Genomic DNA, 17,732 nt, shown 5'->3' with positions numbered 1-17,732 from the left:
ATAAATATGGAATCTGGCGCTTGTGGAAGCGTCCAGTTATTTAATCGTCAATCTGGTTGAGCAGGCTGCTTCAACCTGTGAAGACCTCTGGGCGGCTGTTCACTGCTTTGCAATTGTTTATGTGCTAACTCAGAAGATGTCAGGTTCTTGAAAGCGATCAAGTATGCGGGTTTTTATGATGATGCGCATGGCTATCGAGTATTTTCACAATATTTGGGGCCGAAAAGTTATTTTGTAGCGATCGGGCTTAGGCTGATTAATTGTTCTCGGCCCATTTGTTAAGAAGTCGCGTTATCCGCTAAAGGCAGTTGAATCGAAAAGCATGTCCCACCTGTTTTCAGATTCTTGGCATGTGCCGAGCCACCATGCGCCAAGGCTATAGCCCGTACTACGGCTAGCCCCAAGCCGCTGCCAGTGCGCTTGCCAGATACAGGCTTGGATCCTTTGACAAATGCTTCGAAAATCGTAGATGCCAAGTGGTCTGGCAGCCCGGATCCGTTATCTGTCACATCTACACCCAGGACATTAGAAGTGTCAAGGGTGATTTTTACGTTGATCAACTTGGGTTTCGCATGAAGCCTCGCATTCTCAATTAGAATCAGCAGCATCTGTCGGATACGAACGATGTCGCAATTGACTCGCTGCCTGGTGATACTTAACGTTAGGCCTATACCCGCTGATGTAAGCTCAGGCTGGAGCAGCTTGCTAAATTCTCGAATTTCCAGATCTAGATCAACTCGCTCAGGGTGAAGCTCCAGATAGCCGCTGTCCACAAGGCTCACTACTCGAAGATCTTCAATGAGTCGTGATAAACCTTCTACCTGACCAAGCAGATTTCTAAACAGCCCTTCTTCGGGGGCGAAAACCCCCTCGGCGAGGCCCTGTAGACGCCCCCTGAGAATTGTAATGGGTGTGCGGAGTTCGTGTGCAATTGAAGCGTTCCACATGGATTGTTCTGCAGCGAGCTTTTGTAACCTGTCTGCTAAGATATTAAAGTTCTCAACAAGATGAGCTGCCTCTCCTGGAGCATCTTTGGGAGCCACCGCCCTGGCAGTCAAATCTCCTTCCGCGACGCTAGCAACTGATTCTGCGAGTGATCCTAAAGGGGCCAGCACCCGTTTGGCTATACGCATTGAGCCCCAGATCGCAGCTATAATTGCAAAGATGGTCACCACTCCGATTATAACCATATCCACCCAACTCGGCGTTAAGTCTGTGGGATCCTGGATAGCCTCAGCAAGAGCGGCTGGAGAGATATAGGCAAGAATGGATCCGTAGAACCAAAAACCCAAAATGGAGAGAGTGGTAGTTCCCATTACCACTGTTACCATAGACCAAGCGAGCTGTTTTCCTAAGCCTGTTTTCTTACTCATCGTGGCCACTCAGCCGATAGCCAATCCCTCGAAGGCTCGTGAGCAGCTCTTTGATCCCGGCATCGTCTAACTTTTTGCGGAGTTTACTTATGTGGCTGTCGACAGTCCTTTCTAGGGTGTCTCCTTCTGGCAGGCATGCATTCAAAAGTTCAGCGCGGCTATGTACTCGGCGGGGGGTTTTGGCCAAGTGAGCGAGTAGTCTGTACTCGGTCAAGGTTAGGGTCAATTGTTTACTGCTACCGTCCTCAATAGTTACAGAGGCTTGGAACATTTCAAGGTCAATTGATAGACGACCAATTTTCAAAATAGTGTTGTCATTATCATTTCGTTGTTGGCCAGTCCTCCGTAGAACAGCTTGTGCTCGGGCAGCGACTTCGGCAGGATTAAATGGCTTGACCACGTAATCATCTGCCCCGATTCTTAACGCCATTAGTTTGTCGATGTCCTGATCGTGAGCTGTTACCATAATAATGGGAGTGGTGCCGCGCCGCCTAACTTCAGCCAAGACCTGCCAGCCATCAGCTTTTGGCATTTGAACATCCAGAAGAACCAAGTCTGGCTTAAGAGTTTGATGTATCTCTAGGGCCTGTTCGCCGTCAAGAGCGCAAACGCTTTTCATACCTTCGCGTGCTAAATACGCTACTAAAATTTCAGCGATTTCTGGCTCATCTTCCGCTATGAGGACAAGCGGCGAGGGGACATTAAGCGGCGGCTGTACGGTAGAGAGTTTGTGCATGAGGGTGGACTGCTGGAGGAAAAATCGAGACTCCATCATAACTCCATCTTTCCTCGACAGACACTACATCTCTGCTGAGTAGACTCTGTTGCGCATGTGACCCAGGTGATCTTGAGTCAGATTGTGAATTTTTCACCACGATTGTTGTTCCATTCATCCTGCTTTCCACGACCGTGATGCTTGCCGCCTGTGGTGGGCCTGAGAAAGGGGCTAGTCAAGCTACGCCGATGGTTTCCTACCTTCAGCTCGAGTCAGCCAATGTCATTCCTACTCAGGAGCTGCTTTGGCAGGATAGTGGCAATTCGTACCGCAGAGATAAGGCCCCTAGGGTGGGGAGACCGTGGTGCAATGGATGTTCGTGCAAGGCACTGGAGTCAAGGCTGGGAAGCCATTGTTCCGAATTGATCCTGCATCCGTGGCCTCCGGCTACGCTCAAACTCTCGAGCCAGGAGTACAAAACTCGAGAAGTAACGGGCGATCCGACGCGGAGCCAGTTCTAGGACTTAGAGAAAGCGAGTGCTTTCTAGTGAGCTAGAAGCGATGTGTGCTTATTGATGACTGCATCCTCTATCCGATCAGTTCCACATCTGGAATGGCCGCTGCAGTGGTTTCTCTAAGCAAGGACAGAAATTCCACCATATACGGCTTGCCGCTTTCAGCCGGCAGGGTTGCGGCCCAGATATCAGAAATCAGCCCCTTGCTGGTAATAGGCCTGGCAGAGACGTACTGGCGTTGGAGGTACGTCTGCACTGCCCAGCGAGGCAATACGGCAATGCCTCGATTGGCGGCTACCAGCATGAGGATGGCCACGGTCAATTCAGTCGTCCTGCGTTTGACCTTGACCCCGGCAGGGCGCAGCACGGCTTTGACGATGTCCAGTGATTCCTCCTCGATCGGATAGGTCACCAGCGTCTGTTCTTCGAAATCTTCAGCGACAAAAAACGCCTTCTGCGCCAAGGCATGATCATTGGCTACCAGTGCTACAAGGGGATAACGAAACAATCCATGGAAGTCGACCCCAGATTCATCTCTATCGGAGCATGACACCAGGGCCAGGTCTGCACGCCCCTGGTGAAGAAGGCCGATGGGGTCGTCGTGATAGCCCGAAACCAGGTCGATCTCAACTTCCGGCCAGCGCGCTCGAAACGCATCGACAGCCGGCATCAACCAGTCAAAGCAGGTGTGGCACTCCACCGCGATACGCATAGTGCCACTCGCGCCCTTCGCCATTTGCAGCAGGTCGCGGGTGGTTTGGTTCAGTACCGGCACAACCTTGTCAGCCGCCTCAAGCAGCCGCTTGCCTGCCGGCGTGAAAACCACCGGGGAAGATTTGCGTACAAACAAAGGTAGCCCGCAAAAGTCCTCAAGCGACTTGATGTGATGTGAGAGCGCCCCCTGCGTCAGCCGCATCCAGGCGGCAGCGCGTGAAACGCTGCCGCTGTCGCGAAGCGCAATGAGGGTTTGCAAGTGGCGTACATCAATCGGGATTCTGTCCATTAATTTTTTTGAGCTGAACCGTATAGATTATTCGTTTGAATAATAGACCCTCGATTTTCATACTGACAACCGAATTTCACGGCATTCAAGGTCGCAGGGCAGAAATGAAAAGAGCATTCATGCACCGCCAGGTTGCGGTGTTGGCAAGCGCGCAGGCGCTATTCCAGACAGTGTCGGTGCTGGTAATGACCGTGGGAGGGCTGGCCGGGGCACAACTGACCTCTCGGGCTGATCTGGCTACGCTGCCCATCGCCACCATGTTCCTGGGGACTGCGGTTGCAATGTTTCCGGCATCTGCATTCATGGCCAAGGTCGGGCGCCGGGCAGGTTTCATGCTGGGGGCATTTCTAGGTGTAGTCGCCGGGCTGGTTGCCGCGTGTGGTATCTGGTTTGGCTCCCTGTCTCTATTGGCGATGGGCACTTTCTTTGCTGGCACCTATCAAGCGTTTGCGCAGTTCTATCGCTTTGCCGCGAGCGAGATTGCCGATGACACGTTCCGTCCCAAGGCGATCTCGCTAGTCTTGGCAGGCGGTATCGTCGCGGCACTGCTGGGCCCGACATTGGCGCGCTACGGCGGTGATCTTCTCGGGCCGCTGTACATGGGGTCGTTCGTTCTGCTCTCGTTGGTATCGGCCCTGGGTGTGTGCGTTCTGGCTTTCTTGAAGATGCCACCGGCGCAGGAGGCACCTGTGAATGCCGGGAGAGGGCGTTCCTGGAGTGCGATAGTTACCCAGCCCACTTACCTGGTGGCGTTGTTCGGCGCCTTGACCGGCTATGGCATCATGATTCTGGCGATGACGGCGACCCCTTTGGCCATGATCCACCACGACCACTCATTATCGACTGCCGCGACTGTAATCCAGCTGCATGTCCTTGGAATGTTCCTTCCATCGTTCTTCACTGGGGCAATCATTTCCCGTATCGGCGCACTGTGGGTCATGCTGCTTGGCGTGCTTCTCCTTACGCTCCATGTCGTGACCACCTTTAGCGGTCTCGGGTTTTCATCCTTCGCCTTTGCCTTGGTGCTGCTTGGGATCGGTTGGAACTTCCTGTTCATAGGCGGCACAACCTTGTTGACCACGACCTACACTCCCGAGGAGAAAAGCCGTGCTCAGGCTACCAATGACATGGTGATTTTCGCAGTCGGCCTATCTTGCTCATTTGGTGCTGGCGGCTTGCTCAATATCTTTGGCTGGCAAACGCTCAACGCCATGCTGCTGCCGTGGCTGGGATGCGCTGCGTTGGCAATTAGCTGGTTGCTCTATGCAAATCGGAGTTCCCGAGAAGCAGCCAAGGTATAGGACGGACAACGATTTCAGTCGGTAGCAAACTAGCGGGCAAAAGAAAGCCCGCTGGGGGCGGGCAAGGGAGCTTCTATCACATATAGGGATAGGAAGATTGTCGTGTAGAAGCTGTGAAAATTGGGTGACAGAAAAGTCTCGATGATGTCATCACGGAGGTTTCCGTTGCCTCATGGCCCGGTGTGAATATGCGACAGGCCTAGCGTTAAGATTGTGATAAGCAACTCCTTGAGTTTTGTGAGCAATTAAGCAAGCGGAGCGCGCCGGCCCCAGAGGGCCATAGGCGTGAGGATGGAAGCCCGGAGGGCCGTAACCTGGCTACGCCAGGATGCGGTTCACGACAGCCGTGCTCCGAAGGAGCCACGCTTGAGGTGCCGGCCATCTAATCTGCTCTGCGGTAGATTGACCAAGTAATGTCAAAACGCGTAACTGTACGAATATACAGTTTAGGCGTTTTCGTCATGGTTACCATCCTCGGCCCACTTGAGCCCAGCGGAGCAACGCTCCCACTCTTTTCCTTTCACGTCCCAGCAGGCTTCCCGTCGCCGGCAGCTGACCACCTCGAAAAGCGCATCTCGCTGGATGAGCTGCTCGATGTCCGGGCCCCGCACATCTACCTGGTACGTGTGGAAGGGGACAGCATGATTGGCGCCGGCATCTACCCTGGCGATCTGGTGATTGTCGACCGCTCCATCGAGGCAGAGCCTGGCCACATCGTGATCGCCGCGGTGAACTGCGAGCCGCTTTGCAAACGACTTGCCCGGGACGGCAGCCAAGTGGTGCTCAAATCCGAAAACCCGCGCTACCCGTCTCGGTACCTTCTCGAAGGCGAAGAACTCCAGGTATGGGGTGTCGTGACCTACAGCGTGCGAAGCCATGACAAAGCCTGAGCGAGTCTTCGCCCTCATCGACTGCAACTCCTTCTACGCGAGTTGTGAGCGGGTGTTCCGCCTCGACCTTCGCACCAAGCCCGTGGTCGTGCTCAGTAACAACGATGGCTGCGTCATCGCTAGGTCGGCGGATGCCAAGCCGTTCGTGAAGATGGGCGAGCCCTACTTCCAGATCAAGGACAAACTTCGCAAGCATGGCATCGTTGCCTGCTCGTCAAACTACGAGCTGTACGGCGACATGAGCGAGCGGGTGATGACCGTCATCGAGTCGATGGTGCCGGCAGCAGAGTTGTATAGCATCGACGAGGCCTTTGCTGAGATCACTGGCATGCCTGGCGATCTGGAGCGGCTTGGAAGACAGATTCGGGCCGAGGTTTACCGCCGCACAGGTATCCCGGTCGGCGTTGGCATTGCTACGACCAAGACGCTAGCCAAGCTCGCCAACCATGCCGCGAAAAAGTGGCAGAACCATACCGGTGGAGTAGTGGATCTACGAGACCAAGTGAAGCGCGACTGGGTGCTCAAGAAATGCGACGCCGGAGACGTCTGGGGCATTGGCCGTCGCATGTCCGCCCACCTGGCGACTATGGACATTCGCACCGCCTGGGAGCTTGCCCACGCAGATGCCTGGTCGCTCAGGAAGCAGTTCAGCGTAGTGCTGGAAAAAACTGTTCGCGAACTTGGTGGTACCACTTGCCTCGAGCTAGATGAGCCTGACCCACCCAAGAAAGAGATCTGTTGCAGTCGCATGTTCGGTACCCGACTGACCGAGCTTGCCCCGATTAAAGAGGCCGTGGCCACCTACACATCGCGTGCCGCTGAAAAGCTCCGCTCCCAGCAGTCGCTCTGCAAACGCCTCCGGGTGAGCATCCGCACGGGTATGTTTAATCCGGATGAAGCGAAATACGCCAACGGCGTCTTGGTGGAGTTGCCATATCCAACGGACGACACGCGTTTGCTGACAAAAGCGGCGCAGGAGGGCGTGGAGCGGGTGTTCCGAGAAGGCTTCCGCTATAGCAAGTCAGAGGTGCTGCTGCTCGACCTCAGCCAGCCTAGCGAGATCACCGGTGACCTGTTTGCGGCGGCTCAGCCGGTGATGAGTGAAAAACTTATGAGTGTTCTAGATAGCGTGAACGCCCGGTGGGGGCGCGGCACCATGCGCCTGGCGAGCGTACCGGTCGACCCCTCTTGGGGTATGCGCAGGGAAATGATGAGCCAAAGTTTTACAACCAAAATGGATGAACTCTGGACTGTCTATTGTAAGTAGCCTCGATAGCTCTTTCTGTAACTCGTTGGAGCCAGTACGGCCCCCTTGGAAAGGGGCCGATGTGCTGAAACAGGCTCAGTCAGCCATCTGCACATTAGATCACTAGCGATCAATCCATGTTGGCTGCGGAGTCTCCTCCCAAGTCGAACCTACCGGCTGCATTGCGATCCAAGTCTCAGCGATCTTACCGTCATTGATACGATAGGTCTGCATGCCGGCGCGGGTGATGATCTCGCCATCTTTCGACCACTTGAACATGAAGCGGAACCACGCTCGATCCATGCCAAAGTCGTGATCAAAAACTACTACCCGAATATCGGGTCGGTCACGATGCACCGCCTTCATTTCAGTGAGATACGCATCGCGTGTGACAGTGCGGCTTCCGCCTTCATCATGACGGGTGTAGTGATCCGCCACGCACTGTGGAGCAAGATCGTATGCCTTGTCGTGCCACACCTTTTCCCATTTGCTAAACAGCTCAACGAGCGCTTCGGGTGTCGTCATGACGATTTTCCTCAATGTGATGGGGACTGGATGAATCACCAGTAAATAGATAGCTTGCTTTCTAGTCAATCATCAATGCCCTGTTGGGGCGATCTCAGCCCTGTCTGAGACTGCGTGCCTGGCGAGGTGGTATCACCTGCCTCGGCCTGAACGAGCCTGGTCAGCCGAAAGGAGATCTGCTCTATTCGAATGTTCGATATCCGGCTGACCGAGCTGGCTCCGATCAAAGGGGCCGTGGCCACCTACACATCGCGAGCCGGTGAGAAGCTCAGCTCAAGCAGTCACTTTGTAAACGGCGCAGGACGAGCATCCGCACAGGCATGTACAACGCCGATGTGGCGAAGTTCGCCAACGGCATCCTAGTTGAGTTGCCGTACTCAACGGACGACACGCGTTTGCTTACAAAGGCGGCGCAGGAGGGCGTGGAACGTGTGTATCGGGAGGGTTTTCGCTACAGCAAGGCAGAGGTGCTGCTGCTCGACCTCAGCCAGCCCAGCGAGATAACTGGTGACCTGTTCGCGGCTACTCAGCCGGTGGCGAGTGAGAAGCTGATGGGTGTCCTGGATGCGGTGAACGGAAGATGGGGTAGGGGGACGATGCGGTTGGCGAGCGTGCCTGTCGACCCTGCGTGGGGGATGCGCCGGGAGATGATGAGCCAGAGCTTCACCACGCGGGTTGATGAGCTTTGGACGGTTTACTGTAAGTAGTTTCATCAGTGGTGAGGGGTTGTCTTGGTTGACCGCGAGCGGCGTTTTGATGATGGTGATCCCATTCGCACCTCCAACATCGTGACTTACGAAGAGCTCAAGGGATACGTAACCGTAGCGTTGGTGGGATATCTCATGCTTCGAGAGCGTGTGGCATCGAGGCATCTCTTTGGCTTAGTAAAAATAATCTTTGGAATGTTCTTCCTAATTGCCGGTCTGGGGCATCTGAGCATGTCGACCCTAGTAGGTGTTTCCGTGCTTCTTTGCGCGAGTTTAGTCTGGGCGATATTCGTAATCGCTTTGCGGGAAGCGAATGTCAGTAAGATAGGCTGCCTATTATTAATCACATACCCATCCTTGATGATATTCACATTGATTTGGGTCTTCGGGTTCTATGGTTATAGCGGCTTTGGCTAGGAATATAGATCAGATATCACTTCTTATGCTTACTCAGGGGGTGGGAAGCGGGGTGGCATCGCCTTTATTGTATTCAATGGCGATACCACACCTAGGGGTAATGCGATGCGCCGTGGTTGGTGCGCTTGCTCTGGTGGTGGCAAGTCTCTTGGCAGTTCCAACATTAGGTGAGATCCCTACATCTATCTCCGTTGCAGGAATCGGGTTAGTGGCTGCTGGAGTGATGCTTGCAAATCGACGCTGAGACCTAGTCTGTCTGGGGAAGGATCATCGCCATCTAGTATTTATCAGACGAGGATGTTGGTAGTTAAGTGTTTCGTTATAAGTCCCTAAAATATTTAATTTCAGGGACTGCTTGGTTTATAGTTATCTGCTAAGAGCAGTTTTGAGTTCTGTAATTAACCCCTTGTCAGGAAGGTAACCAATCACGCCGTGCGCGTTAGGGGTTTTGTTATCAATATTGCCAAAATTTTCAATTTCGCCTTCGAATGTTGGTTTTTCTAAGCTCTTTCCAAGTGTGACAAAGTCAGACGGGTCGTAAAAATTCAACCATCTGCTGACATTGTTTGGCTTTCTGAGTGGTGGCCCTAAGCTTTTAGTGACAGAGTTAAGCCCAAGAGGAGAGCCTAAGGTAATGAAAGTCGGTATCTTAAGGTTGGGACTCTTCGCTGCCATTTCTCTAAGTAGTTTGAAGGCGATAACAGTCCCCAGGGAGTGCGAGATAATGATGTTCGGAGGGTTTTGAAGATGAGGCCTAACCAAATTATCTATCGCAGCAGTGGCATTGTTCACATTCAAATAGACGTACGCCTGTTTGATGATGCGCAGTAGAATAGAGCCCTTAGCTGGGGATAAACTCTCAATTGCACGAGCAATAGCCACAAGTCGGCGGTAGATAAAGTTGTCCATTGCTACGGCGCCGTTGACTTGGGTGTTCATGATTTCTTGGATTGAAGAATCACTTATGCCATTTTTGTTGGCGACTTCCTGTAGGGACTGAGTGAGGAATATTAATTCAGCGCTACTGCTGGCGTCGGTGTCTTCCAGTCCTGGGCCCATTGGTTGTCCATGAGGCTTATTATTTTTAGTCCATTCAGCTAATTCCTTTGCATAATAGGCCATTCCTATAGAGGTGTTGTTTAAAATTCCTGGTGAAGCGTTTTCCAGAGCAGATGTCCACGTATCCTTAAGTTTGTCGGCTGTAACAGCTTGCTGGCCTATTCCATGAATCATGAGTACTTTCATGAGTTTGCCACCATATTGAATTTATTGATTAATAACTCGGCGCCTTGCGGTCGGAATGAGGTGAATTGAGAGGGGGCCAAGTATCGAATAACTTCGTAAAGTGGCGAGGCGGTTGGCTTTTCCTCATCGCACGGGTTTTCGACAAACTGCCACCCTTGATGTAGCCATGGCCAAAGCCCTGCGACAAAACCTTCCTCTGCAGGCGTTGCCTCCGTGGCCCAGTGCGGTAAGTTATCACCAGGTGACTTTGTCTTTCGCTCACTTACAGCTGGAACCTGAACGGTGTAACCATTATCTGTTTGATCAGTTTTAAGCATGCCCATGAAAGCGATGTCAAACGGTATCGCCTGATTGCGTCTGCAATAGTAATATGCGGTTCGGTGAATATTATCGATGTCGCCTGCAAAGTCGTACAGATATGAAGAAATGGCGCCAAGAGTGGGATTTATATGCTTGCTTCTTCGAAGGTCGACTGCAATCTGATCGATTTTATCCATTGACATATTTCCGCTTTGGATGTCGCTGATTGCCTTGATTGTACTTTCTAGCTGGTTCCTAATGCCTTGCCATTTGTTCACGCACGCCCAGCCGATTACGCCGCCCTTATCAGTGCTAACAATCGTAACTAAATCTCTGTAGACAATGGTTGATATAGTAATGCCGCTAATTAGCTCAATAAGAACTTGAGCTGCAGGTTTATCGCCTAGTTCGACAAGATATTGCTTTCTGTAGTCGGTGCTGATCGCGAAACTGGGGCATGTGCTCCATATGCGATAAGCTGTGCCCCCAGTAACTATAAGGTTGGTATGTTTGTCGACTCTACTTTGATTGATTATGAGGCGGTCAGATATATAGCCTTCGTCTCTATGAGCGATGCGAGATATTGCGCTGAGTTTTTTAGTGTAATTTTTTTGTGTAAAAGCTACGGGCTCTTGATTGTCCTGCTTCGGTGGGGTGGGCCAAATTATAGTCTGTTCGCCATTGGTGGCTGAGGAGCGGTGTTGATAAACTGTGTGATCTCTTGGTATCCCGATCTGGTATTCAGGGTTGCACTCCAGTCGATACTGAGTGCCAATCTGCCGCATTCTCTCGCGAGAGAAAAGTGCTAGAGATTCAGGGATTACACAATCCTTTACATACCTGTCGAAGACGGACTCATCATATCCTTGAAGACCTTCAATCAGTACGCTAGAAAAAATACAACGCGCTGGAGCTACGCCATCGCTCGGTAGCATATATGCTTGCTGTCCATCGGTGACGGCGTTGAATCGATCAATGACTGGTATTTCTTCTCTCCAGGGGCCTCTTGGTAAAACGGCGTCTGGTATAATCTCTGTCGTTTCAATGTCATTGGGCAATGATCGACATGCATCGGATATGATCGTAAGGCTCTTGATTCCACGCATATATAGGCGCTTTTTCAAGGCCTCTACAGATATTCCGCGCAATTCATCGTGCCAGTCACTTGGTAACCAAATGTTTTCTTCTGCTCCCCTGCGTAAACCGTGGCCTGCGAAATGTAAAACGAAAAGGTCGATTCTATCATTCTGATTTAGCAGTTTCTCAAGTGCTTCTCTAAGTCTAGGAACGGTTACGGCTTGTACCTCATCTGTGATCATAGAGGCAACGAAGTCGTTGCTTGATGCCCAATTAAATATTTCCTGGGCCGCAGTAATCGCTCCTGGCAAAGGAGTCAAGGGGAAAGAGTTGGATATTCCGATTGTCATGCATAGCTTCACAGCAAACACTCCTTTGCAAAATAGCGAGACGATCACACATCGAAGGGCCTGTAGTCATGCACCCGACGTAGCAAGCCACTGTTGAGCATACTCGTAATGAGGTAAATTTTGGTGCCAATCTGCTGGCTTGTGGCCACCTTTCCTCTCGAGCAATCCACTCGTAATTGTTCGCGCTGCGGCAGCGGGATGCGCTCTATCTCGGATGCAGCAATTCTCGTCACATTCAGTATCCATAATCTGCCCTCCGGCGATTGCGTGACCGCTTCGCTGCGCTATGGTGATAGCACCCCAAAAACAAGACTAAAGTCGTAGGAGGTCGGCATGCGGATACGCGGTGAGGTTTTCTGGAAATGGGCAGACCCAATGCTTCATCACAGGTCTAACGATGAGACGCTGGACGACGGCACGACCATGGACATTCAGGTGCGACTGTCGCGCACGGGCAACACCCAATTGTTCATCGGTGTGTATGCCGGTACCGGTATGGCACTGCATGAGGAGGCATTCCTCTCGTGCCCAGGTGAATCGATGACTCGGGCTCTGGCGTGGGGTGTGGTACGAGCACGATGCCTTGCAACTAATCAGCAGCCTGCTGAAAGGCGAGTAGCCTAAGACTCTTGTCTTTTTACTGGTGGCGGCAACCTACTGGCCGCCATCCGCGTAAGACGGCCCTAGTGGACATCCTACAGAATTCATGCACTCTAGCTCTCCAGCGGTAGCTTAAACCGTCCTTACGACAGGAACGGAGCTGAGGCGCCTCGGATAGAGAAGGCCGGGAACCGGCGTTTCTCGACCGCCGCATTGTGATAGTGATCTGCGAATTCAATGGATGACAGGACTCCGCAGCAGTCCAGATCGTCATCGGTTAACCTTCACTGATCTCAAAACGGAATCGAGCTCGTGACTAGAAATCCCGTTGAGCGAGCCCTCATGGCACGAGGGGTAGACAGTAGGTTGGCCAGGAAGCTGAGGGAGGATAAATGGACGCTCGCAAGGCTTCGAATGCAATGTCCAGAGAAACTGCTGGAGCTGGGGCTCAGTGAGTCCGTCGTGCCCAAAATCCTCGGAACGGGTAGGCCGCCGATACCGCAGGATGTTCTCATCAAAACGCTTTATGACAATCGCTGGCTTTGCTGTGTGTGTCGAGATGCTGAGCGCCCAGTCATCGTTCATCACATCAAGTCATGGGCAGAAAGCCGAGACCACTCTCCGGCCAACCTGGCAGTCCTTTGCTCTATCCATCATGGGGAGGCACATTCCACGCATGCTCTGGAGCTTACGCTCGCAGCTGACCGGCTTAAGTCAGAAAAGGCGATGTGGGAACAGGAGGTGCGTCGGATTGATCCGCTGGCCGTATTCAAGTCCACCCAGATAATGAGTTGCCAATGGTGGTACTTCAATCACCTTAGGGTATTCGAAATTGCCGAACATGTCGGAGTAAAAATCACCCAGCTCAAGGGTTTCCAGGCTGCCCTGCGCAATGGGGTCTGTGATGAGGACGGCTACCTTTGCACCCGAGAGGGTCTTTGGTACGTCGGTCAGGCTCCATCGCACGGCCTGTACCTTTACATGAGCGGTATGCTACGGGCCGCTATGGATCACGCCTGTGTCAGGAATATTTCGGATGACCTTGATCGGGGCACACTCGATATTCTGGTAATCCCTGGTGACCTAGTGTTTGTACAAGGCTCCTATCATTTTACGGATATGCCTTCTGACGGTTCCGGCGCGGACATGGTTCGGGGGCGACGACGCGTCAACAAAGTCGAAATCACTTTCGTCTTCGATAGAAACGAAGCAACGTCGGGCTCAGCACGTACCGAATGGCTGCTTGGCGTGCACACTTTGGGCTGTCTCTTGCGCGTGAACAAGCTACAGAGAGATCAAAACGGTGTTTTGTGTCTCGGGGCTACTGTCTTGGCGATTCGCAGCGCTCATGAAGAATTGAAGTCGAGAATGTATGAGATTGGCCTCTATCAAAGCGGTCTGATAGGTCAGCATGATGACGATGAGGAGTTTGAAGGCTTCGATCCGGATGACGATGAAAACGATGGTGGGAACGGTGAATCACTTTGCTCATAGCGGGGGCATGGCTTGAGTCCGCGCTCCTGTGACCATAGTCGGTCGCTGCGCGTTGAGCGTGTGAATCACCCCCAGGTGTCGAAGCTTCTGTCCTATCCCAGGCCCGCAATGTCAGGCAATATTGAGCGGCTACGTGTGGCGATGTGCTAGTGGGCTAGGTCAGGTAGAGGGCGATGATGAAGGATTCATTTTCAAGACGTCACGGTTTCTCGCAGGTTGATGAAGCCGAAATCACCATACGAGAAGAGGCACCGCAAGCGCTGCAGGAGTACCTGGTTCAACTGAGCTACGAATGTGGTCTCAAGCCTTCAGGGCTGCGTCAAATAATTTGCCAGACCCTGAAGGTATTGCCTGACAAGCAGAATTGGACTGAGAGACCCAATATCCATGATGAAAACGTCCAGCTGCTTGAGCAGTGTAAGTGGTTCAAGGTGTATGACGTCATTGAACGGCTTGATGACCACTTCGGTAACTGTAACTACGATGGCGGCGTGTACGAGCACTTTACGACCGAAGTGAATGAGTTCTTCATCGAGCACGGCATAGGCTGGAAGCTGCTGAATGGTCGAATCGAGATCCGTGGCTCTGAATCCTTTGAGCAGGTTTTGACCTCCGCGAAAGAAACTGAAAATCAATACGGGCACGTCACGGCCAGCAAGGAATTGCACCAGGCGATAGCTGACCTCTCACGCCGACCTTCTCCAGACCCGACCGGAGCGATCCAGCTCGCCATGGTTTCGCTGGAGTGCGTCGCTCGGCAAGTCACGGGTGACCAACAGGCGACCCTGGGCCGGATCATGAATGATTGCCGAACGCTGATTCCCGCACCGTTGGATCAGGCAGTCATCAAAACCTGGGCGTACGCCTCGGAGTTCGGGCGGCATATCCAGGAAGGGCGTGAACCTTCATTCGAGGAGGCAGAGCTCGTTGTTGACCTATGCGCTTCGGTCAGTAGCTACCTGATCAAGAAAACGTGTTGATCCTGACCGGTGTCTGGCCTTTCCACGGCAGATGAGGAATGACTGAAGATGTCATTCTTCCAATACCCACGGATACATCTTGAAAGCGCCGCCTTCATGCCACTGGGTAGGATCGATATCCATAATATCCATCCGTAGCTTCTGGGGGCATTCTCCGTAACAAGCCTGGCTTTGCTCACGGAGCGGGAGAGAAGTCGAAGGTAGTGCCCGAGCATGTGGCAAAGTACGCGATCAACGTGCTAGGCTTATAAGTAAAAACTGAGTTTCCGATACACAAACCCGAAAAATCACTTGCGCAAAGGATTGTTATGCAAAGCTATAAAGATGCGGTTGAAGATTACATCAGGCGGCAAATTTTCTCGAAAACTGGCGAAGCGTTTCTCGACGTTTCGATTCAAGAAGATGTGCTCTATTCTGAGCTCGATTTCGTCGGTCGAATGCTGTGCCAGAAATATATAGAGGGTGATTCGAGCTTCTATCTCTTAGACAGCGTGCAAGTCCAAGCCGCGGCTGTTCACGGTCATCAAGCGGTTTTAGTTTGTAAGGGTATGCTTGATCTTATATTTCGTACCTCAGCTATGATGGTGGGGGCAGAGCGGCGTCAGAAATCCCCAGAGGATGAATTCTACGAGCCCTGGGTGAACAATTTAAGCTACTGGTTCAAGAGCGCTGAATTCGATTGGTCAGATGAAAGGTATTGGTGGCTTAATCAGGACGATTATAGAAAAGCTTTCGAAATGCTTGCCGAAGGCATATTTGTATTTCTTGTGTTGCATGAAATAGGGCATCTCCATAATTTGCACGGGGACAGGCGAGCCGGGAGTTCAAAATCTGCAGCTCCTTCCTCGTTATCGGCCACTGATGAAGTCTTTGTCCACGAAGCACTGGGTGGAGGTGAGGCGATGAGTGAGGCCGATAGGCTGGCAGCACACACTCGTGAAATCATCGCAGATACTTACGCATTTCAGTTCATGCTCGTCGAGCTTAGAGAAAGCTTGCTTCCGGAGTCGGAGTATATTGGCTATGACGAAGGAGCGCTCCGCTCAGTGCATTTTGGCGTATGTATTTATATGGTGGCTTCCTTGTTCTGGGCGTTTAGCTTCCAGCGGCCAATGCGGAATGATACCCAAGAAGATGATTACCCATCTCATCTTTTCAGGCTGCAAAGCATTGAGGCTACCTCTCTTGAGCATCAATTGGCTGGTGGTGATAAAGAAACTTACGACGGTATGGCGCTCGGAATACAAACTTACACCAAAAAATTAATTTGTGCTGCTGGTGATGAGGGCTTTGTTTCTTGGCGCATGGCGTCTAATCTCCCAGCGAATCAAGAGCACTACAGGAAGGTTTGTGAACTGACGGATGAGTGGTCAAATATTAAGTTTGGTGTGCGCAATGAGGATTGGCTGCGCTGGCCTTTCTGAGGTCTCGGGTGGATAAACCTAAACAACCTCACCTTATGGAGGCATCTCAAACGGCCACCCTCTGGGGTGAGGTATAGGCAGAAAGTTGCCAATGGCTTTAGCCCAGATGAGGTGGTGGCTAGGCCTCCTACACAAGGAAATTTGTGATTATGACGTGCTTTAACTTGCCCAGTGATCAGCAAGCTGCAATCAGCGACGTTGATGAGACAGTGCTTCGGTCGGCGGTACGCAAGTGTCTTGATGAGGAGCACATATGGCCGATTCATGGCCTCGGTCTCGATAAGTGTGGGCCCTCTGTGGGTATCAAGCTCCAGGGGTTCCAGCAAGCGATCACTGAGTACAGCAAGGCCAAGGCCCATGCCAAGCGCGAACGCACTCGGCAGGATGCGCTGTACGCCGGCAATGACCTCATTCACGCTTTGCAGCAGATGAAAGGGCGGCTCGAAACTGAGCGTAAAGAGGGTGAATTGTTCTTCATTGACGATCAGGTCAGGCCGCCTTTCCACCTTAGTAAGCGACTATCAGTGCAAGTGTCGTTTCGCTGGCGAGCGTCGTCGTCTGCGGGCTGGAAGGACGGGCACCTGACGTTCGTCTACTATTTTTCCCCTCAGCCCCGCTACACGTTACCGTTGCCCAAGCGCAAACCCAGCGCCGCCCAAGCAGCGAGGGATCTAGAAGACACTCTGTACAGAGAATGGGAGCGCTTGAAGGCTCAGGCCCTCTTCTCTATGAGGGAGTACTTCCGCGATGGTGGCGACGGCGATACTGTGCCTGAGCTGTTCGCAGTGAGACCTAGTCCCTACGGTGGGGGGTTGAATAACTTTAGCTGCAATTTTTGGCAAGACGCACAACGCTTTGATGGTGTAGACGCATGAAATCATACGACCTAGCTAATCTTATGGTTAGAGTCGACAAGTGCTGCTGCGTATTGCATACATGTTGAAATGACTCCCGAACTAATTTGGTATTGCGCTATCGAATTCATTAGGCTCGCTTCCCCCCGTTGGGGTACGCTATAAGCACTTTTCGAACACCTGAGGATCATCCATGTCTCGCTTAGCAGAATTTCGTAAATTAGAGCAAACCTTGGCTGCTCAGCTCGCTGAGCTTGAGGCAATGAAGGGTAGCTCCGAGCTCAAGAAAGAAATTGAGTTTGAGGAAAAGCTTCGTGATTTGCTGAATAAGTATGGCTTCAGTCTGCGCGACATCATCAATCTGCTGGATCCGCAGTCCGTCCGGCGTGCAGCACCTGCTGCTGTAGAGAAAGCTCCGCGTCGTGCTCGTCAGGTAAAACAGTACAAGAATCCACACAACGGCGAGATCATTGAGACCAAAGGTGGTAATCACAAGCTGCTGAAGGAGTGGAAGGCAGAGTACGGCGCCGACGTAGTCGAAGGCTGGCTGAATAAATAATAGAATAGCGCTGACAATAATTGCTGCGTCGAATTCTCAGCTCTATCGTACTCTCACTTGAAATTGCAGAGAAATCATGGCTGGAGCAGGGTGCTATCGTACGCGAGTGCACCCTATATTAAGAAAGGCCGGCTGGCCTGAAATTTTTGGGTAGCCG

Annotated in this window: 16 protein-coding genes; 10 read left to right on the top strand and 6 right to left on the bottom strand. The window is 52.2% G+C overall.

Annotated elements, in window-relative coordinates:
• Positions 1-278 precede the first annotated feature (278 nt).
• The 3 genes from F3J44_RS24090 to F3J44_RS24080 all read right to left on the bottom strand — a co-directional run bounded on the left by F3J44_RS24090 (position 279) and on the right by F3J44_RS24080 (position 3,576).
• On the bottom strand, positions 279-1,373 hold the full coding sequence (locus tag F3J44_RS24090) for an ATP-binding protein (RefSeq protein ID WP_167276717.1): 1,095 nt from the start codon (positions 1,371-1,373) through the stop codon (positions 279-281).
• Positions 1,366-2,109 (bottom strand): response regulator, encoded by a 744-nt coding sequence (locus tag F3J44_RS24085; protein ID WP_167276746.1) that lies wholly within the window; start codon positions 2,107-2,109, stop codon positions 1,366-1,368. Before F3J44_RS24085 ends, F3J44_RS24090 begins: the two co-directional genes overlap by 8 nt.
• Positions 2,110-2,676: 567 nt before the next feature.
• The gene (locus F3J44_RS24080; RefSeq protein ID WP_205300142.1) at positions 2,677-3,576 is read right to left on the bottom strand and encodes a LysR family transcriptional regulator; all 900 of its coding nucleotides are present in this window, start codon (positions 3,574-3,576) and stop codon (positions 2,677-2,679) included.
• Positions 3,577-3,725: 149 nt separating this feature from the next.
• Here F3J44_RS24080 and F3J44_RS24075 point away from each other — a divergent pair, with 149 nt between their 5' ends.
• From F3J44_RS24075 to umuC, 3 genes are all read left to right on the top strand, one after another.
• Positions 3,726-4,907 (top strand): MFS transporter, encoded by a 1,182-nt coding sequence (locus tag F3J44_RS24075; protein ID WP_240158501.1) that lies wholly within the window; start codon positions 3,726-3,728, stop codon positions 4,905-4,907.
• A 461-nt stretch (positions 4,908-5,368) separates the two neighbouring features.
• Complete coding sequence (locus F3J44_RS24070) at positions 5,369-5,797, top strand: LexA family transcriptional regulator (RefSeq protein WP_167276709.1); 429 nt, start codon at positions 5,369-5,371, stop codon at positions 5,795-5,797.
• Entirely contained in the window at positions 5,784-7,064 is a 1,281-nt protein-coding gene (gene umuC, locus F3J44_RS24065) for a translesion error-prone DNA polymerase V subunit UmuC (RefSeq protein ID WP_167276708.1), read from the top strand. The genes F3J44_RS24070 and umuC overlap by 14 nt, the downstream gene beginning before the upstream one ends.
• 102 nt (positions 7,065-7,166) lie before the next feature.
• Here umuC and F3J44_RS24060 read toward each other — a convergent pair whose 3' ends face one another.
• Positions 7,167-7,568 carry a nuclear transport factor 2 family protein gene (locus F3J44_RS24060; protein ID WP_167276705.1) on the bottom strand — a complete coding sequence of 134 codons (402 nt, stop codon included), beginning with the start codon at positions 7,566-7,568 and terminating at the stop codon, positions 7,167-7,169.
• Between the two features lie 320 nt (positions 7,569-7,888).
• Here F3J44_RS24060 and F3J44_RS24055 point away from each other — a divergent pair, with 320 nt between their 5' ends.
• Positions 7,889-8,275, top strand: a complete 387-nt coding sequence (locus F3J44_RS24055) for a DUF4113 domain-containing protein (RefSeq protein WP_167276702.1) — start codon at positions 7,889-7,891, stop codon at positions 8,273-8,275.
• A 394-nt stretch (positions 8,276-8,669) separates the two neighbouring features.
• Positions 8,670-8,936 (top strand): EamA family transporter, encoded by a 267-nt coding sequence (locus tag F3J44_RS30435; RefSeq protein ID WP_370526778.1) that lies wholly within the window; start codon positions 8,670-8,672, stop codon positions 8,934-8,936.
• Between the two features lie 122 nt (positions 8,937-9,058).
• On the opposite strand, the gene F3J44_RS24045 is transcribed toward F3J44_RS30435, so the two are convergent.
• Together F3J44_RS24045 and F3J44_RS24040 are read right to left on the bottom strand one after the other, a co-directional pair.
• Positions 9,059-9,937, bottom strand: a complete 879-nt coding sequence (locus F3J44_RS24045) for a hypothetical protein (RefSeq protein WP_167276697.1) — start codon at positions 9,935-9,937, stop codon at positions 9,059-9,061.
• A complete protein-coding gene (locus tag F3J44_RS24040; protein WP_205300140.1) occupies positions 9,934-11,664 on the bottom strand; it encodes a caspase family protein in 1,731 nt (576 codons plus the stop codon). Before F3J44_RS24040 ends, F3J44_RS24045 begins: the two co-directional genes overlap by 4 nt.
• Before the next feature lie 1,062 nt (positions 11,665-12,726).
• Between F3J44_RS24040 and F3J44_RS24035 the strand changes: the two genes are divergently transcribed.
• From F3J44_RS24035 to F3J44_RS24015, 5 genes are all read left to right on the top strand, one after another.
• Complete coding sequence (locus F3J44_RS24035; RefSeq protein ID WP_167276692.1) at positions 12,727-13,758, top strand: HNH endonuclease signature motif containing protein; 1,032 nt, start codon at positions 12,727-12,729, stop codon at positions 13,756-13,758.
• Between the two features lie 173 nt (positions 13,759-13,931).
• Positions 13,932-14,738, top strand: a complete 807-nt coding sequence (locus tag F3J44_RS24030; RefSeq protein ID WP_205300138.1) for an AbiJ-NTD4 domain-containing protein — start codon at positions 13,932-13,934, stop codon at positions 14,736-14,738.
• Positions 14,739-15,046: 308 nt separating this feature from the next.
• Positions 15,047-16,162 (top strand): hypothetical protein, encoded by a 1,116-nt coding sequence (locus F3J44_RS24025; protein WP_167276690.1) that lies wholly within the window; start codon positions 15,047-15,049, stop codon positions 16,160-16,162.
• A 149-nt stretch (positions 16,163-16,311) separates the two neighbouring features.
• A complete protein-coding gene (locus F3J44_RS24020; protein ID WP_167276687.1) occupies positions 16,312-17,037 on the top strand; it encodes a hypothetical protein in 726 nt (241 codons plus the stop codon).
• A 172-nt stretch (positions 17,038-17,209) separates the two neighbouring features.
• Entirely contained in the window at positions 17,210-17,575 is a 366-nt protein-coding gene (locus F3J44_RS24015) for a histone-like nucleoid-structuring protein, MvaT/MvaU family (protein WP_167276685.1), read from the top strand.
• Positions 17,576-17,732: the final 157 nt, after the last annotated feature.

The organism is Pantoea sp. Tr-811 (assembly GCF_011752535.1).
GTDB lineage: Bacteria > Pseudomonadota > Gammaproteobacteria > Pseudomonadales > Pseudomonadaceae > Aquipseudomonas.
Note: the sequence above shows the minus strand (reverse complement) of the source record. Positions and strands in the feature narration are given on the sequence as shown.

What these genes read in the sequence shown, in the direction of transcription:
- F3J44_RS24090 (WP_167276717.1), bottom strand. Translation starts at nt 1,373, where the DNA reads ATGAGTAAGAAAACAGGCTTAGGAAAACAGCTCGCTTGGTCTATGGTA.
- F3J44_RS24085 (WP_167276746.1), bottom strand. Translation starts at nt 2,109, where the DNA reads ATGCACAAACTCTCTACCGTACAGCCGCCGCTTAATGTCCCCTCGCCG.
- F3J44_RS24075 (WP_240158501.1), top strand. Translation starts at nt 3,726, where the DNA reads ATGCACCGCCAGGTTGCGGTGTTGGCAAGCGCGCAGGCGCTATTCCAG.
- F3J44_RS24070 (WP_167276709.1), top strand. Translation starts at nt 5,369, where the DNA reads ATGGTTACCATCCTCGGCCCACTTGAGCCCAGCGGAGCAACGCTCCCA.
- umuC (WP_167276708.1), top strand. Translation starts at nt 5,784, where the DNA reads ATGACAAAGCCTGAGCGAGTCTTCGCCCTCATCGACTGCAACTCCTTC.
- F3J44_RS24060 (WP_167276705.1), bottom strand. Translation starts at nt 7,568, where the DNA reads ATGACGACACCCGAAGCGCTCGTTGAGCTGTTTAGCAAATGGGAAAAG.
- F3J44_RS24055 (WP_167276702.1), top strand. Translation starts at nt 7,889, where the DNA reads ATGTACAACGCCGATGTGGCGAAGTTCGCCAACGGCATCCTAGTTGAG.
- F3J44_RS30435 (WP_370526778.1), top strand. Translation starts at nt 8,670, where the DNA reads ATGGTTATAGCGGCTTTGGCTAGGAATATAGATCAGATATCACTTCTT.
- F3J44_RS24045 (WP_167276697.1), bottom strand. Translation starts at nt 9,937, where the DNA reads ATGAAAGTACTCATGATTCATGGAATAGGCCAGCAAGCTGTTACAGCC.
- F3J44_RS24040 (WP_205300140.1), bottom strand. Translation starts at nt 11,664, where the DNA reads ATGACAATCGGAATATCCAACTCTTTCCCCTTGACTCCTTTGCCAGGA.
- F3J44_RS24030 (WP_205300138.1), top strand. Translation starts at nt 13,932, where the DNA reads ATGATGAAGGATTCATTTTCAAGACGTCACGGTTTCTCGCAGGTTGAT.
- F3J44_RS24025 (WP_167276690.1), top strand. Translation starts at nt 15,047, where the DNA reads ATGCAAAGCTATAAAGATGCGGTTGAAGATTACATCAGGCGGCAAATT.
- F3J44_RS24020 (WP_167276687.1), top strand. Translation starts at nt 16,312, where the DNA reads ATGACGTGCTTTAACTTGCCCAGTGATCAGCAAGCTGCAATCAGCGAC.
- F3J44_RS24015 (WP_167276685.1), top strand. Translation starts at nt 17,210, where the DNA reads ATGTCTCGCTTAGCAGAATTTCGTAAATTAGAGCAAACCTTGGCTGCT.